Origin of the sequence: Streptococcus sp. 29892, from assembly GCF_032594935.1 — a bacterium.
In the GTDB taxonomy this organism is placed as follows: Bacteria; Bacillota; Bacilli; order Lactobacillales; family Streptococcaceae; genus Streptococcus; species Streptococcus hyiners.
This window is the reverse complement of the sequence record NZ_CP118734.1, coordinates 1,403,069-1,420,052: the sequence shown is the minus strand read 5'-3', so window position 1 is coordinate 1,420,052 and position 16,984 is coordinate 1,403,069. Positions and strand designations below refer to the sequence as shown.

Annotated in this window: 16 protein-coding genes; 15 read left to right on the top strand and 1 reads right to left on the bottom strand. The window is 41.0% G+C overall.

The features are described from left to right. Positions 1–670: 670 nt before the first annotated feature. The 3 genes from PW220_RS07090 (at position 671) to glf (ending at position 3,200) form a co-directional block, all read left to right on the top strand. Positions 671–1,288 (top strand): Panacea domain-containing protein, encoded by a 618-nt coding sequence (locus PW220_RS07090; RefSeq protein WP_248055014.1) that lies wholly within the window; start codon positions 671–673, stop codon positions 1,286–1,288. After that, the gene (locus PW220_RS07085; protein WP_105207710.1) at positions 1,289–1,720 is read left to right on the top strand and encodes a hypothetical protein; all 432 of its coding nucleotides are present in this window, start codon (positions 1,289–1,291) and stop codon (positions 1,718–1,720) included. Between the two features lie 361 nt (positions 1,721–2,081). Beyond that, complete coding sequence (gene glf, locus PW220_RS07080; RefSeq protein ID WP_248055015.1) at positions 2,082–3,200, top strand: UDP-galactopyranose mutase; 1,119 nt, start codon at positions 2,082–2,084, stop codon at positions 3,198–3,200. A gap of 137 nt (positions 3,201–3,337) precedes the next feature. On the opposite strand, the gene PW220_RS07075 is transcribed toward glf, so the two are convergent. Then, complete coding sequence (locus PW220_RS07075) at positions 3,338–3,781, bottom strand: MarR family winged helix-turn-helix transcriptional regulator (protein WP_248055016.1); 444 nt, start codon at positions 3,779–3,781, stop codon at positions 3,338–3,340. A gap of 123 nt (positions 3,782–3,904) precedes the next feature. On the opposite strand from PW220_RS07075, the gene PW220_RS07070 reads away from it, so the two are divergent. From PW220_RS07070 to PW220_RS07015, 12 genes are all read left to right on the top strand, one after another. Further along, a complete protein-coding gene (locus PW220_RS07070; RefSeq protein ID WP_248055017.1) occupies positions 3,905–4,402 on the top strand; it encodes a cell wall elongation regulator TseB-like domain-containing protein in 498 nt (165 codons plus the stop codon). Then, on the top strand, positions 4,399–5,580 hold the full coding sequence (locus PW220_RS07065; protein ID WP_248055018.1) for a pyridoxal phosphate-dependent aminotransferase: 1,182 nt from the start codon (positions 4,399–4,401) through the stop codon (positions 5,578–5,580). Before PW220_RS07070 ends, PW220_RS07065 begins: the two co-directional genes overlap by 4 nt. Before the next feature lie 13 nt (positions 5,581–5,593). After that, a complete protein-coding gene (gene asnS / locus PW220_RS07060; RefSeq protein WP_248055019.1) occupies positions 5,594–6,940 on the top strand; it encodes an asparagine--tRNA ligase in 1,347 nt (448 codons plus the stop codon). 291 nt (positions 6,941–7,231) lie between these two features. Next, entirely contained in the window at positions 7,232–7,609 is a 378-nt protein-coding gene (locus PW220_RS07055) for a RidA family protein (RefSeq protein WP_172049525.1), read from the top strand. A gap of 21 nt (positions 7,610–7,630) precedes the next feature. Next, positions 7,631–8,518 (top strand): RNase adapter RapZ, encoded by an 888-nt coding sequence (gene rapZ / locus PW220_RS07050; RefSeq protein ID WP_248055020.1) that lies wholly within the window; start codon positions 7,631–7,633, stop codon positions 8,516–8,518. Continuing rightward, positions 8,515–9,489: a YvcK family protein gene (locus PW220_RS07045; protein ID WP_105125556.1), complete on the top strand. Its 975-nt coding sequence runs from the start codon at positions 8,515–8,517 to the stop codon at positions 9,487–9,489. Before rapZ ends, PW220_RS07045 begins: the two co-directional genes overlap by 4 nt. Further along, complete coding sequence (gene whiA / locus PW220_RS07040) at positions 9,486–10,397, top strand: DNA-binding protein WhiA (protein ID WP_248055021.1); 912 nt, start codon at positions 9,486–9,488, stop codon at positions 10,395–10,397. The genes PW220_RS07045 and whiA overlap by 4 nt, the downstream gene beginning before the upstream one ends. 333 nt (positions 10,398–10,730) lie before the next feature. Continuing rightward, on the top strand, positions 10,731–11,426 hold the full coding sequence (locus PW220_RS07035) for a Crp/Fnr family transcriptional regulator (RefSeq protein ID WP_105118360.1): 696 nt from the start codon (positions 10,731–10,733) through the stop codon (positions 11,424–11,426). Positions 11,427–11,680: 254 nt separating this feature from the next. Continuing rightward, a complete protein-coding gene (arcA, locus tag PW220_RS07030; RefSeq protein ID WP_192873118.1) occupies positions 11,681–12,913 on the top strand; it encodes an arginine deiminase in 1,233 nt (410 codons plus the stop codon). 39 nt (positions 12,914–12,952) lie between these two features. Next, the gene (gene argF / locus PW220_RS07025) at positions 12,953–13,966 is read left to right on the top strand and encodes an ornithine carbamoyltransferase (RefSeq protein WP_105125559.1); all 1,014 of its coding nucleotides are present in this window, start codon (positions 12,953–12,955) and stop codon (positions 13,964–13,966) included. 207 nt (positions 13,967–14,173) lie between these two features. Further along, positions 14,174–15,121: a carbamate kinase gene (gene arcC, locus PW220_RS07020; RefSeq protein WP_248055022.1), complete on the top strand. Its 948-nt coding sequence runs from the start codon at positions 14,174–14,176 to the stop codon at positions 15,119–15,121. A 253-nt stretch (positions 15,122–15,374) separates the two neighbouring features. Then, positions 15,375–16,880, top strand: a complete 1,506-nt coding sequence (locus PW220_RS07015) for a YfcC family protein (protein WP_172049531.1) — start codon at positions 15,375–15,377, stop codon at positions 16,878–16,880. Positions 16,881–16,984: the final 104 nt, after the last annotated feature.

Sequence of the window (16,984 nt, the reverse complement as noted above, 5' to 3'; positions counted from 1 at the left end):
ATAATATTTTTGCAGAGTTATTATTTACAATTGTAATACTTTCAGGAATAAGAGTTTTTTTGGAGATAATTTGGCAAACAGTTAAGTCTGAAAGGCAAAAATCATGGATGGGGATTGTACTTTTTCTATTCTATGCATTACTACTATATATTTCGCAGACTCTGATTGATAAATCTTTGATAATTCCATATTTGACATTTGTATTAACAGTATTAACGGAAAAATCATGTGAATTGTTTAAAAATGTTATATTGTCTAATGATCGACAATCTAACTAAATTTTGAATGAAAAGTATTCATAAATATTTGAATTGTCAATGTTGCATTTTTTATTGAAGTTTATTTATGAAATTTGATAGTTTTGTAAGAGTAGAAATATACAGCCCATATGTAATCATATTTAAAGACTATACAAGCTAACCAAACTTTTGTTCAATACTAGGTAATATTTCTGAGGAAAAAATGTACCTTTTAATATTAGTTAATTTATGAGTATTTCCTGTTAAAAAAATTGACAAAACTGAATCAATAAGGTATATTTAGGTTGGTTATATAATATTTGATGGCTGAACTGAAAAAATTTATAAAAGCACAGGTGACAGATGAGCTACTTGTGTTTTTGTATTTTACTCCTAGTAGCTGAAGAATACGGAATAAAGGAGACTAAAAAATGGTAAATACACTCAATTTGGCTAAATGTTTTTTGTCAATTAATCCAAGCCTTAGAGTTGGAAATTTTGATAACAATTTAAAAGTAAATAAGTTATTATATTTTGCAAGTCTGATGTACTTTTCACTTTTTAATGATGATTTAATTGATGACTATTTTGAAAGATGGGATAATGGTCCAGTAGTTCGAGAAGTATATAAAGAATTTAGATACAATGACTTATGTTATAGAACTGACTGTAATTTTGATGAATTTTCTCCAGATATTAAAAAGATTATTCAAGTTACTAATTTTGTGTATGGAAACAAAACTTCGAACGACTTGATTGCCGAAACGCATAAACACAATATTTGGCTTAATGCTTCTAAAAATGAACATTTAGATTTGAAAAAAATAGATCCGTCAGTAATAGGATATTTGACTAATATCTATTCTATCTATAAGGATATTGATTTTGAAAATCTCCATAAAGAAGTTATACATGGCAATGTTTATTTTTATTATGACTCTGTTATAGATTTAACTTCTGAAGAGTCTCTTAATGAAATTAAAATGATTAGTCAAAATGAATATCCGATCTTTGTAGAATTAATAGATGGGGAGATGGTGTTTTCATAAATGGATATCTTTATTGCGCGAGTTCGTTTTCCAAATGATCCTAGCCATAATTTAGTACCACATCAGATGTTTGTAGGAAAATATGTTTCGCAATCACACATCGAATTTTATTCAATTTCCAGTGTTCTCGGAAAAGAAAAAAGAGTCTTTTCTGAGGATGGATCTACAAATGAAGAAATTGCATTAATTAGTGGAAGCGTTCAAACGGATAATGGATTTAAAGTTCCATCTTTTGTAGATTGTAGTAAAGGATATATTGTAACCCTGGACGCAACAGTTGATATTGAGCGATTGAATCATCGATCTTTGACTCCAGAATTATATACAAAAATTATCAACAAAGTGAATTTTTTAAAAACAGCTGGTAAGCACACAAGTTATTCAATCTCATTAATTGATTTTATTAGTTGGAATAAAAAGATATCACGTTGATAGTTTCGCCATTTAAAATAGAGTATTTATACTAATATTAAAAGGATTTCAAAAATAGGTTCTTTAGTCAAATTGACTCTGGAACCTATTTCTATATATTTCGTTTTTGGGTGATTACCATGGAACCAACTAAATATTATCAATTGGTATTCACCTTCTTTAGATTTTCTTCAAAAATAATGAGTTGAACGCCGATATATTCAAGCAAATGTGGAACATCCTCTATTTTTCTAACGATTTTTCATATGGTATAATGATTTAATTAGGGCAACTAGAAAGATTTCAGAAATGTTTTTATTATGCTATTTTTTAAATGTTATGTGCAAGTGAACATAGAGATTGTTTAGGAGAAAAAATTTATATGCAACAATATGATTATCTAGTAGTCGGTGCTGGTTTGTTTGGTGCCGTATTTGCCCATGAAGCAGCTAAAAAAGGCAAAAAGGTGAAAGTGATTGAAAAACGTGATCACATCGCCGGAAATATCTACACAAAAGAGGTAGAAGGCATCCAGGTCCATGAATATGGTGCCCATATCTTCCATACATCTGAAAAGGAAATCTGGGACTATGTCAATCAATTTGCGGAATTCAACCGCTACACCAACACACCAGTCGCCAACTACAAGGGTGAAATCTATAACCTTCCATTCAACATGAATACCTTTAACAAGCTCTGGGGTGTGGTGACTCCTGCTGAAGCTGAGGCTAAAATTGCTGAGCAACGCGCTGTTTTGGGAGGAAAAACGCCTGAGAACTTGGAAGAGCAAGCGATCTCCCTTGTTGGTACAGACATCTATGAAAAATTGATCAAGTCTTACACAGAAAAGCAATGGGAAAAACCATGTACGGAGTTGCCAGCCTTTATCATCCGTCGCTTGCCAGTGCGTTTGACTTATGACAACAACTATTTCAATGATACATACCAAGGTATTCCAATCGGTGGTTACACGCAGATTGTTGAAAAAATATTGGACCATGAGAATATTGATGTAGAGACAAATGTTGATTTCTTTGCTAATAAGGAAGAGTACTTGGCAAACTATCCAAAGGTTGTCTTTACAGGAATGATTGATGAGTTCTTTGATTATGAGCTTGGTGAATTAGAATATCGTAGTCTTCGTTTTGAAACTGAGGTCTTGGATATGGAAAATTACCAAGGTAATGCTGTTGTTAACTACACTGATAGTGAAACACCGTTTACTCGTATTATCGAACACAAGCATTTCGAATTTGGTACACAAGAAAAAACCATTATTACACACGAGTATTCGAAGACTTGGAAACGTGGAGATGAGCCATACTATCCAGTCAATAATGACCGTAATAACAAACTATATACTGCCTATAAGCGTCTAGCCGAGCAACAAGAGAATGTCATTTTCGGTGGTCGTCTAGGTCACTATCGTTACTACGATATGCACCAGGTAATTGGAGCTGCCTTGCAGTGTGTCAGAAAAGAAGTAGGACCTTTGGGATAGTTAGAATGGTGTCATAGGTAGGTCAAATTTCTTGTATAGCAAAGTTTATGGCCATATATTGTCTATTTTCAAGTTCTAATCAGGTTTTGTGTCGAGCAAAATATATCAAAATCCCAAAGTGTAGGCTTTGGGATTTGTCATTCTTTCTTAAATTTTTTCAAAATGTTTGCCAGCTGTTCTTGTTCTTCTGGGCTTAATACAGAGAAAATATGTCCGACATGATTGTAGTGTTCTGGCAGGATAGCTTCGATGGTTTGTCGTCCTTTGTCTGTCAAGGCAATCAGGGAGGCGCGACGGTCGCTTGTGTCACTGGTTTTATAGACATAGCCATCTCGTATCATATTTTTGATGACGACGGTCATATTTCCAGATGTACTGAGTAATTTATCAATCAAGTCTTGGATACGGAGGTTGCCCTTGTTGTAGAGGGCTTCCATGACTCCGAATTGACAGACGGTCAGTCCGTATTTTTTGATGGTTTCTAATTCGGATTTTGTGATGGTATTGGCAGCTCTGCGAAAGACGACAAGGCTATGGAGTGCATTCTTGTTTTCATTTAAAGATTGTTCAACAGTTTTCATGAGAATATTTTAGCAATAATTAGTCCAATATGCAAGTCAAATGGCAAATTATGTCTGTAAAATTCTTATTCACTTGCTGAAAGAATGGAAATCTCTTGTGACTTGTAGTATAATAGGACTACTATGGAAAAAAAGATATTTCAACTTTTGGAGTGGATGGCTTCTAAGACTGGGCAGTTGGTGTTGGGCTCTTTTATCCTCCTCAGTGTTGTAACTTTTTCAATTTTTACTATTTGGGATATGGCTGCAGCCCCCTTCAACAAGGCGCGTAGTCAAGCAGTTGCAGTAGCTACAGAATATGCAGACTTGCAAACTGTCAAGGATTTTTCTATCTACAATGGTACGGAAACCTATTTTAGTGTATTTGGTACTACCAGTCAGGGTGAAGACGTTGCAGTTTTGATTCCAGAGGCTTCTAGCACTGTGTATGTCTATCCTTTAGCGCAGGGAATTTCGCAAGAAGAAGCGCAAGCTATTGCCAAGGAAAATGGTGCAGGTCAGGTAGAGCGTGTTCTTCTTGGTATCCGAGATGATAAACCAATTTGGGAAGTCAAATCAGGAACAGCCTATTATCTAGTAGAGTTTGAAACAGGAAGTTTTGTCAAGAAGGAGGGTTTATGAACAAGCTATCAAAACGTGTCTTAGAGATGGAAGAAAGTGTCACGCTGGCAGCTGGTGCGCGTGCAAAAGCTTTGAAGGCAGAAGGTCGTGATATTTTAGAGCTGACCTTGGGTGAGCCAGACTTTGTCACACCGAAGAATATTCAAGAAGCGGCTGTTCGTTCTATTGAAAATGGCGAGGCCAGCTTTTACACAGTGGCTTCAGGTCTGCCAGAATTGAAGGACGCGGTCAATACTTATTTTGAGAAGTTCTACGGCTACTCCATTGAGCGTAATCAGGTGGTCCTTGCCACAGGTGCCAAGTTTGTTCTCTACGCCTTCTTTGCGGCGGTTATCAATCCTGGTGATGAGGTTCTGATTCCAACACCTTACTGGGTTTCCTATGCTGACCAGATTAAGATGAACGAAGGCGTGCCAGTCTTTGTCACTGCCACAGAAGAACATAATTTTAAGGTAACAGTTGATCAGCTGGAAGCTGCTCGGACTGACAAGACCAAGGTCCTCTTGCTCAACAGCCCGTCTAATCCGACTGGTATGATATACAGTCGTGAGGAATTGGAAGCTATTGGCAACTGGGCTGTAGAGCACGATATTCTTATCTTGGCAGACGATATTTACGGTCGTTTGGTATACAATGGAAACAGCTTTACACCGATTTCAAGTATTTCAGAAAGCATTCGCCAGCAGACTATTGTGGTCAATGGTGTGGCAAAAGCTTATGCCATGACAGGTTGGCGGGTTGGTTTTGCGGTTGGTAATCCTGAGATTATTGCGGCCATGAGTAAGATTGTCGGACAAACGACGTCAAACTTAACAACCGCTGCTCAGTATGCGGCAATTGAAGCCTTTACAGGTCCGCAAGATACGGTAGAAACCATGCGTCAGGCCTTTGAAGAGCGACTTAACACCATCTATCCATTACTAGCAGAAGTGCCAGGTTTTGAAGTCATCAAGCCAGAAGGTGCCTTCTATCTCTTCCCAAATGTCAAAAAAGCAATGGAAATGAAGGGCTACACAGATGTGACCGAATTTACCACTGCTATCTTGGAAGAAGTCGGCGTGGCCTTGGTGACAGGTGCAGGTTTTGGAGCTCCTGAAAATATTCGCCTCAGCTATGCGACGGATATGGATACACTAAAAGAAGCGGTGGCTCGACTACACACATTTATGAAAAAGTAAAAGAGGAAAAATAATGTCTAGAAAATTGATTACCATTAACCAAGTAAAAGATTATGTTGGTCAAGAAGTGACCATTGGCGCCTGGGTTGCCAACAAGTCAGGTAAGGGCAAGTTGGCTTTCTTGCAGTTGCGTGACGGAACAGCCTTCTTCCAAGCAGTTGCTTTCAAACCAAACTTCATTGAAAAATTCGGTGAGGAAGCTGGTACAGAAAAGTTTGATGTGGCAAAACGCCTCAGCCAAGAAACCTCGGTTTATGTGACAGGGATTGTCAAGGAAGATGAGCGTTCTAAGTTTGGCTACGAGTTGGATGTGACAGACCTCGAGGTCATCGGTGAGTCACAAGATTACCCTATCACACCAAAGGAACACGGTACGGACTTCCTTATGGACAATCGTCACCTCTGGTTGCGTTCGCGTAAACAGGTTGCTATCCAGCAAATCCGTAACGCCATTATCTATTCGACTTATGAATTCTTTGAAAAGAATGGCTTTATCAAGTTTGATAGCCCAATCCTGTCAGGAAATGCGGCAGAAGATTCAACAGAATTGTTCGAAACAGACTACTTTGGTCAACCAGCTTATCTCAGCCAATCTGGTCAGCTGTACCTTGAAGCAGGTGCTATGGCACTTGGTCGTGTTTTTGACTTTGGACCTGTTTTCCGTGCGGAAAAATCAAAAACTCGCCGTCACTTGACGGAGTTCTGGATGATGGATGCGGAGTATTCATTCTTGAGTCATGACGAGTCACTTGACTTGCAAGAAGCCTATGTCAAAGCCTTGATTCAAGGTGTCATCGACCGTGCTCCACAAGCCTTGGAAACGCTTGAGCGTGATGTGGATGCCCTTAAACGCTACATTGCAGAACCATTCAAACGTGTGGCCTATGACGATGCCATTACCCTTCTTCAAGAGCATGAGGCTGATGAAGATACGGACTACGAACACATTGAGCATGGTGATGACTTTGGCTCACCGCATGAAACTTGGATTTCAAACTACTTTGGTGTACCGACTTTCGTTGTCAACTATCCAGCAAGCTTCAAGGCCTTCTACATGAAGCCGGTTCCTGGCAATCCAGAGCGCGTGCTTTGTGCGGATCTCTTGGCGCCAGAAGGTTACGGTGAAATCATCGGTGGTTCGATGCGTGAGGACAACTATGATGCCTTGGTAGCTAAAATGGACGAGCTCGGCATGGACAAGTCAGAATACGAATTCTACCTTGACCTACGTAAGTATGGTTCAGTGCCACACGGTGGTTTCGGTATCGGTATCGAGCGTATGGTGACCTTTGTAGCTGGTACAAAACACATCCGTGAAGCCATTCCGTTCCCGAGAATGTTGCACCGCTTGCATCCGTAATACAGTCTTTTGACTGAACAAGCAGTCTGCAGTTTTGGGTACGAACTTCGTTCGCTCTATTTCCGACCTCTAACAGTCTATTCCTAGACTGTTAGAGCTAGTACTAAAAGTAAACTGAAAGACTGCGAAATAAATATTTACTGACAGACTACAAATGTGGTCTGTTTTCTTGTGTCAATGTGCTTGTTTGCTAAGTTGTGTAGATTTTGCTTTGCTAGGAGGTGATGACATGCTCATTTTCGCTCTCTAGTATGCTATAATAGACTTAGAAAGAATAAAGGAGATTGACAGATGAAAACCATTCACACAGATAAGGCACCCGCAGCTATCGGACCATACGTACAAGGTAAGGTTGTAGGAAATTTCCTCTTTGCTTCTGGTCAGGTTCCCTTGTCACCAGAAACGGGTGAAGTTGTGGGAGTAACCATTCAAGAACAGACAGAGCAGGTCTTGAAAAATATTGCTGCCATTTTAGAAGCAGCTGGTACAGATTTTGACCATGTGGTGAAAACAACTTGCTTCCTCAAGGATATGAATGACTTCGTGGCTTTTAACGAAGTTTATAAAACAGCCTTTTCATCAGATTTCCCAGCTCGCTCAGCGGTAGAAGTGGCGCGCTTGCCACGTGATGTTAAGGTTGAAATTGAAGTCATTGCGGTAATTGATTAAGAAAGAAAAGGAGGGAATGTCATGGCAGACAAACTCCACTTAGTTATTGTGACAGGGATGTCGGGAGCTGGTAAGACAGTAGCCATTCAGTCTTTTGAGGACTTGGGCTATTTTACCATTGACAATATGCCACCGACCCTCTTGCCAAAATTTTTAGAATTGATTCGCCACAGCCAAGACAACAATAAAATTGCCTTGGTGGTAGATATGCGGAGCCGGTCTTTCTTTTCGGAAATCCGAGAAGTCTTAGACGAGATAGAGGCCGCAGAAGATTTAGATTTCAAGGTCTTATTTTTGGATGCAACAGATAGCGAATTGGTAGCACGATATAAGGAAACTCGTCGTTCACATCCGTTGGCAGCAGATGGCCGGGTTTTGGACGGGATTCAGCTAGAGCGTGAACTCTTGGCCCCCTTGAAAAATATGAGCCAGAATGTCATTGACACGACTGAGCTGACACCTCGTAATCTCCGTAAGGCTATCTCAGAGCAGTTTGCTAGTCAAGACAATCAACCATCCTTCCGTGTGGAAGTCATGTCTTTTGGTTTCAAATATGGTCTGCCTCTGGATGCAGACTTGGTCTTTGATGTGCGTTTCTTGCCAAATCCATATTACCAGAAAGAATTACGAAATCTGACTGGTCTGGATGCTCCTGTCTTTGATTATGTCATGGACCACCAGGAATCTGAAGAATTTTACAGCCACCTTATCGGCTTGATTGAGCCAATTCTGCCAGGTTACCAGAAGGAAGGCAAGTCTGTTCTGACCATTGCTGTTGGTTGCACGGGCGGTCAACATAGAAGCGTTGCTTTTGCCAAACGCTTGGCTGATGATTTGGAGAAAAACTGGATTGTCAATCGTAGCCATCGCGACAAGGACAGAAGGAAGGAAACGGTCAACCGCTCATGAGAAAACCAAAGATTACAGTGATTGGTGGCGGAACGGGAATTCCGGTCATTTTAAAGAGTTTGCGGGATAAGGATGTCGATATTACGGCCATTGTGACCGTGGCTGATGATGGTGGTTCGTCAGGTGAAATTCGTCAAGCTCTGCAGGTGACACCTCCAGGAGATTTGCGCAATGTTCTTCTGGCTATGTCGGATATGCCTAAATTGTATGAGCAGATTTTCCAGTATCGCTTTGCGGATTCGGACGGTCCTTTGGCTGGACACCCCCTAGGTAATCTGATTATCGCTGGAATTTCGGAGATGCAGGGCTCGACCTATAATGCTATGCGGCTGCTAACTCGATTTTTCCATACGACTGGTCGGATTTACCCTTCTAGTGAACAAGCCTTAACTCTCCATGCTGTATTTACAGATGGTACTGAGGTGTCAGGTGAGAGCAAGATTGCCAAACATAAGGGCATGATTGGCCATGTCTATGTGACCAATTCCTACAATGATGATGAGCCTAAGGCTAGTCGTCAGGTGGTCGAGGCCATTATGGAGAGTGACATGGTGGTCTTGGGACCTGGTTCACTCTTTACTTCCATTCTGCCCAATCTCATGATTTCAGATCTTGGGAAAGCTCTGAAGGAAACCAAGGCTGAAGTGACCTATGTCTGCAATATTATGACCCAGCGTGGTGAAACCGAGTTTTTCTCAGATGCCGACCATGTGACCGTCTTGAATGGTCATCTGGGCGAAAAGTTCATTGATACTGTTTTGGTTAATAGTGAACCCGTTCCGCAAGACTACATGAATACCCACCAGTTTGATGAATATTTGGTCCAGGTTAAGCACGATTTTGCTGGTTTGCAAGAACAAGCTCGCCGTGTGATTTCATCTAATTTCTTACGTTTGGAAAATGGCGGAGCTTTTCATGATGGTGATTTGGTGGTAGAAGAGTTGCTCAAGATTTTGCAGGTGCGGTCATGAGTTTTACCATAAAAGTCAAAGAAGAACTTTTGATACAAGCCAGTCAAAATAAGAGTGAACTGTCAGCCATTATCAAACTGTCTGGCAGTCTGGGGCTGGCTTCAACAGGTCTGACCCTGTCCATCTCGACGGAAAATGCCAAGATTGCCAGACATATCTACGAATTGTTCCTGCATTTTTATCAGGTAAAAGCAGAAATCCGTCACCATCAAAAACCTAATCTCAAAAAGAACCGTGTTTATGCAGTAGTCATTGAGGAGGGGGTCAATGACATCTTAAATGATTTGCATTTGGCAGATAGTTTTTTTGGATTGGAAACAGGGATTTCGCCTCTTGTTCTTGAAAATGATAGCTGGTGCCAAGCCTATTTGCGTGGGGCTTTCTTGGCAGCAGGTTCCGTCAAGGATCCTGAAAAGGGACGGTATCAGTTGGAAATTGCCTCTGTTTACAGTGACCATGCCCATGACTTAGCTAATCTGTTACAAAAATTTCTCTTGGATGCCAAGGTTATTGAGCGGAGTAAAGGAACCATTACCTATCTGCAACGGGCAGAGGATATTATGGATTTTCTGCTGGTCATCGGGGCAGAAGAGGCCAAGACAGCCTTTGAAGATATTAAGCTCCTGCGTGAAGCACGTAATGACCTCAACCGTGCCAATAATGCAGAAACGGCTAATATTGCTAAGACGGTCAATGCCAGCATGAAGACCATCAACAATATCATCAAGATTATGGATAGCATTGGTTTGGATCAGCTATCGGGTGACCTGCAAGAGATTGCCCAACTCCGTATCCAACATCCTGATTATTCGATTCAGCAGTTGGCTGATAGTTTGACAGTACCCATCACTAAGAGTGGGGTTAATCACCGTTTGAGAAAAATCAATAAGATTGCGGATGATTTATAAAGTTTAGATATACCAGTTCTTTTGATACTCTTCGAAAATCAAAAGCAGACGTTGTTGACTTGATTTGATGAGTGAAAGGCTCCAGTGGAGCCTTTCAGCCTGTTACCTTGAAATTAAAATAGTAACAGGGTTCTATCTGTATAATAGGTAGAAACGAACTACGTTCGCCTATCTCCAACCTCCAAAGGTTCCCCAAACCTTTGGAGCTAGTCTGATTTTGATTTTCATTGAGTATGAGCTGGTTTTTCTGTTGTAGATTTGCCCATAATCATTCGTCTTATAAGTTAATATATGTTATAATCGTAGGAGAATGATTGATAAAGGAGCTTGAAAATGATCAGCCGTGAGCAGTATAGCTATCTTAGGAAACATCCAACCTTTGAAAACCTTACCCGAGATAGCTTTGACCAGCTGGCCAAGCATATCCGCTTTCGAAAGGTTCCCAAAGGGCAGATATTTTTCTATGCCCAAGATCCCAGGGATTATTTATTTGTCTTGCAGAAGGGCTATGCCAGAATTGAGCAGTATGATGAAACAGATAGTTTTACCTATCTGGACTATATCCGACAGGGTGGAGCATTTCCTTTTGGGGATATGTTTCAAGATAAGCCCTATCACTATACGGCTATTGCCATGACAGACTTGGAGTGTTTGATCATCCCTATGGCTTTATTTGAGAGTATGTCCAAGACAAATCCTTGTCAGCTGGTCTATATTTGTCAAAAATTATCGAAAATTCTAGCCTTTCAGGAACTGCGCCTGCGTAATAGTATGCGGTCCAAGGCTTCGGAGCGAGTTGTGCAGGCTCTGGCCCTTCTTTATTGGGATATGTGTCAACGGGAACAGTTGGTAAGTCTGCCCTTTGATATACATATCCAAGAAATTGCCCGCCTGGCCGCAACGACAAGGGAAACAGTTAGCCATGTTCTCAAGCAATTAAAGCAGGATAAAAAGATTATCTATAGGCGAAAAATTCTGACCTATCTAGACATTGAATATTTTCTAGCCAATTTAACGGAAACTTATTGAAGTTTTCGTTCTTTTTTTACAAAAAATAAAAATTCACATAATGATATAGATAGATAGAAATATGCGTAATTAAAGTGATATTATTAATATTTACCCAAAAATCCTGTGAAAAATGTGATGAATTTCTCAAAAAGATGTGAACGTTTTCAAGTTTTTCTTTCTGATATTTGATAGACTGTAGTTGTCAAGGAAAGGGTGGAAAGCGTACGGTCCACTAACATTTCCAATCAAAGAAAAAAATATTAGGAGGACAGATCATGTCACATCATCCAATCCATGTGTTTTCAGAAATTGGTAAACTGAAAAAAGTTATGCTACATAGGCCGGGTAAAGAAATTGAAAACTTGATGCCTGACCACTTGGAGCGTTTATTATTTGATGATATTCCCTTCCTAGAAGATGCTCAGAGGGAACACGATGCCTTTGCTCAAGCCCTTCGTGACGAAGGAGTTGAGGTGCTCTATCTGGAGCAATTGGTCGCTGAATCACTGGTAACACCTGAAATTCGTGAGCAATTTATCGATGAGTATCTTGATGAAGCAAATATCCGTGGGCGAGCTACTAAGAAAGCTATTCGTAAGCTCTTGCTAGCTATTGAGGATAACAAGGAGTTAGTAGAAAAAACCATGGCTGGTGTTCAAAAGGCAGAACTGCCACCGGTTCCAGCTGATGAAAAAGGGTTGACAGACTTAGTCGAATCATCCTACCCATTTGCCATTGATCCAATGCCGAACCTTTACTTCACACGGGATCCATTTGCGACCGTTGGTAATGCGGTATCACTCAACCATATGTATGCTGAAACCCGTAATCGTGAAACCCTCTACGGTAAGTATATCTTCACCTATCACCCAGACTATGCTGGAAAGGTTCCACTGGTCTATAACCGTGATGAAACCACCCGTATCGAAGGTGGAGATGAGTTAATTCTTTCCAAAGATTTGTTGGCGGTGGGTATTTCTCAACGGACAGATGCTGCCTCTATCGAAAAACTCTTAGTTAATATCTTTGAACGGGGCGTTGGTTTCAAGAAAGTCTTGGCTTTTGAGTTTGCGAATAGTCGGAAGTTTATGCATTTGGACACTGTCTTTACCATGGTGGACTACGATAAATTTACCATTCACCCTGAAATCGAAGGAACCCTCCGTGTCTTCTCTGTGACTTATGAAAATGAAACTCTCCATATCGAAGAAGAACATGGTGATCTGGCAGAAGTTTTGGCAAGTAATTTGGGTCTTGAAAAAGTAGAACTCATTCGTTGTGGTGGTGATAATATCGTTGCAGCAGGTCGTGAGCAATGGAATGATGGTTCCAATACCTTGACCATTGCACCAGGTGTCGTTGTTGTTTACAAACGCAATACCATTACCAATGCTATTTTGGAATCCAAGGGTCTTCGTTTGATTAAGGTCAGCGGTAGTGAGTTGGTTCGCGGTCGTGGTGGACCACGTTGTATGTCCATGCCATTTGAACGGGAAGACCTATAAAACGGTATGAAATAGAATAAACTGATAGGAGAAGAAACAATGACAAACATTTTTAAAGGCAGACACTTCCTTGCAGAGAAAGATTTCACACGCGCAGAATTGGAATGGTTGATTGATTTCTCAGCTCATTTGAAAGATTTGAAAAAACGCAATATTCCACACCGTTATTTAGAAGGTAAAAATATTGCCCTCTTGTTTGAAAAAACATCAACACGCACTCGTGCTGCCTTCACAGTAGCATCCATTGACCTTGGAGCGCATCCAGAATACCTTGGTGCAAATGACATCCAACTTGGTAAGAAGGAATCGACAGAAGATACTGCTAAGGTTTTGGGACGTATGTTCGACGGTATTGAATTCCGTGGTTTCAGCCAAAAGATGGTGGAAGAATTGGCAGAATTCTCAGGTGTGCCAGTATGGAATGGTTTGACAGATGCATGGCACCCAACTCAAATGTTGGCTGACTACTTGACTGTCAAAGAAAACTTTGGCAAGTTGGAAGGATTGACTTTGGTTTACTGTGGTGATGGTCGTAACAACGTTGCCAACTCTCTCTTGGTGACAGGTGCCATTCTTGGTGTTAACGTCCATATCTTCTCACCAAAAGAACTCTTCCCAGATGAAACTGTTGTGGCATTGGCAGAAGGCTTTGCCAAAGAAAGTGGAGCGCGTGTTCTTATCACTGACAATGCTGACGAGGCAGTTAAAGGCGCAGATGTTCTCTATACAGACGTTTGGGTATCCATGGGTGAAGAAGCTAAATTTGCTGAACGCGTCGCCCTCTTGAAACCATACCAAGTGAATATGGAATTAGTGAAAAAAGCAGAAAACGACAATCTTATCTTCCTACACTGCTTACCTGCCTTCCATGATACAAATACTGTTTATGGTAAAGATGTTGCTGAAAAATTCGGCGTAGAAGAAATGGAAGTAACTGATGAAGTCTTCCGTAGCAAATATGCACGTCACTTCGACCAGGCTGAAAACCGTATGCACACTATTAAAGCAGTGATGGCGGCGACCTTGGGGGATCCATTTGTTCCACGTGTGTAATACTCTTCGAAAATCAAACTCATACGTTGTTGCCTCGATTTGATGAACTTCAGTTCTATCTTCATCTTCGTCGCCTAGTCTGATTTTGATTTTCATTGAGTATATTCTCTAGTCATCGCACCTCCTGGGGCTGTAACCCAGCCCCTTTTCTTAGATAAAAAATGAAAGCGATTTCTAGAATATGAAAGAGAGGCGAAAACATAAGATATGACCAATCGTAAAATTGTAGTAGCCTTGGGTGGCAATGCTATTTTATCTTCCGACCCATCGGCTAAAGCCCAAAAGGAAGCCTTGGTACAAACTGCCAAGCACCTTGTTAAACTAATCAAAAATGGTGACGACTTGATCATCACGCATGGTAATGGTCCTCAAGTCGGAAACCTCTTGCTCCAAAACCTGGCAGCTGATTCAGAAAAGAACCCAGCTTTTCCACTGGATAGCTTGGTCGCTATGACAGAGGGCTCCATTGGTTTCTGGTTACAAAATGCCTTGGAAAATGAATTGATCAAGGAAGGCATTGAAAAGGATGTAGCTTCCGTCGTTACCCAGGTTATTGTTGATAAGAATGACCCAGCCTTTGAGAATTTGACCAAACCTATCGGACCATTCTACACAGAGGAAGAAGCCAAAGCAGAAGCTGAAAAGACTGGCGCAACCTTTAAAGAAGATGCTGGTCGTGGCTGGCGTAAAGTCGTGGCTTCGCCAAAACCAGTAGGTATTAAGGAAATAGGTACCATTCGTACCCTTCTCAATGCAGGTGAAGTTGTCGTAGCTGCTGGTGGTGGAGGTATTCCAGTAGTCCAAGAAGCAGACGGTACTCTTACCGGCGTGGAAGCAGTTATCGATAAGGACTTTGCTTCCCAATGTTTGGCAGAATTGGTTGATGCAGACCTATTTATTGTCTTGACAGGCGTAGACTATGTCTTTGTTAACTACAACAAACCGGACCAAGAAAAATTAGAAACTGTTACCGTGGCTGAATTGGAAGAATACATCAAACAAAACCAATTCGCACCTGGTTCCATGCTTCCGAAAGTGGAAGCAGCCATTGCTTTTGTAAACAAGAAACCACAATCAAAAGCTGTCATTACCTCGCTTGAAAACTTAGAATCCTTGATTGAATCAGACAGCGGTACGATTATTGTGAAAGAGTAAGAGTTCTTTTATTGATGGATTTGGGGAGTAGGGAAGATGTTCCAGAAATGAATTTTCTCACTTTCAAATAAATAGATTGGATTATTACAATATACTCCCCTCTTCTCCATCTAACCTATCAAGTATCTATCTATAAGCAATGATTTCAGATGATAGTCTGAAAGAGATGGCAATCTCTTGAAGATAGGTGGATATTTGATAAGGATATTTCGGATACAAGATTACCTTAAAAATATTATAGGAGGTTTTTGCGATGAGCGAAAAAGTGAAAAAAGGCTTTAAAATGCCTTCGTCATATTCTATTTTGATGCTCATTATTGCCTTTATGGCAGTTATGACATGGATTATTCCAGCTGGTCAGTATGAGAAAGACGAAGCTGGGAAATTTATCACAGGCACCTATCAGGCAGTAGCACAAAATCCGCAGGGGATTTGGGATATTTTGATGGCACCTGTTCGGGCTATGTTGGGTCACGGTGATACCAGCAAAGCTATCGACGTTGCCTTCTTCATCCTGATGGTTGGTTCCTTCTTGGGTGTGGTCAATGAAACGGGTGCGCTTGATGTGGGGATTGCCTCTATTGTGAAACGTTTCAAAGGCCGTGAAAAAATGTTGATTTACATTCTCATGCCTTTATTTGCCTTGGGTGGCTCCACCTATGGTATGGGTGAGGAAACCATGGCCTTCTTCCCACTGCTAGTTCCAGTTATGATGGCGGTTGGTTTTGATAGTATCACTGGTGTGGCTATTATCTTACTTGGTTCTCAAATCGGCTGTTTGGCTTCTACTGTAAACCCATTTGCGACAGGTGTTGCTTCTGATGCGGCAGGTGTGTCTTTGGCAGATGGTATGATTTGGCGGATTATCTTCTTTATCGTCATTTTGGGCTTGGGCGTTTGGTTCGTTGCTAACTATGCTGAAAAAGTGCAAAAGGACCCAACTAAATCTCTGGTTTACAAACAACGTGAAGCAGATATGGCCCACTTCAATGTCAATACATCAAATGAAGAAGTTAATGCTGTCTTAACCCCTGCTCAGAAACGTGTTCTTTGGGTATTTGTCTTGACCTTCGTTGTCATGATTTGTAGCTTTATTCCTTGGGAAGACTTGGGTGTCTCTGTCTTTGCTGATTTCAATACTTGGTTACTTGGTTTGCCAGGTATCGGTCAAGTCATTGGTAGCTCAACCTATCCATTTGGTTGGTGGTACTTCCCTGAAGGAGCTATGCTCTTTGCAGTAGCAGGTGTCTTGGTCGGTGTGGTCTATGGCATGGATGAATCGCGTCTTGTCAAGGCCTTTATGAATGGTGCTGCGGACTTGCTCAGCGTTGCCCTTATCTGTGCAGTGGCGCGTGGTATTCAAGTGATTATGAATGATGGTATGATTACTGCGACCATTCTACATTGGGGCGAAGTTGGTTTACAAGGTCTCTCTTCACAGGTCTTCATTATCTTGACCTATCTCTTCTACTTGCCAATGTCCTTCTTGATTCCATCCACATCTGGTCTTGCAGGTGCATCAATGGGTATCATGGCACCTCTAGGCGAATTTGTCAATGTACCAGCTCATTTGATTATCACAGCCTTCCAAGCAGCTTCTGGTGTACTGAACTTGGTAGCTCCTACTTCAGGTATCGTAATGGGTGCCTTGGCTCTTGGTCGTGTGGAAATCGGTACTTGGTACAAGTTTGTTGGTAAATTGATTGCAGCTATTGTCCTTGCCTCAATCGCTATCCTTGTCATTGCGACATTCTTCTAATCGAAAATCTGGGTCAGGTTCTATCTTTGAAGCAGATGAAATCTGGCTCAGTTTTTCCTTTTGTGATAGAATGGAATTATTAAGAACAATAGTTTAATCTGTTG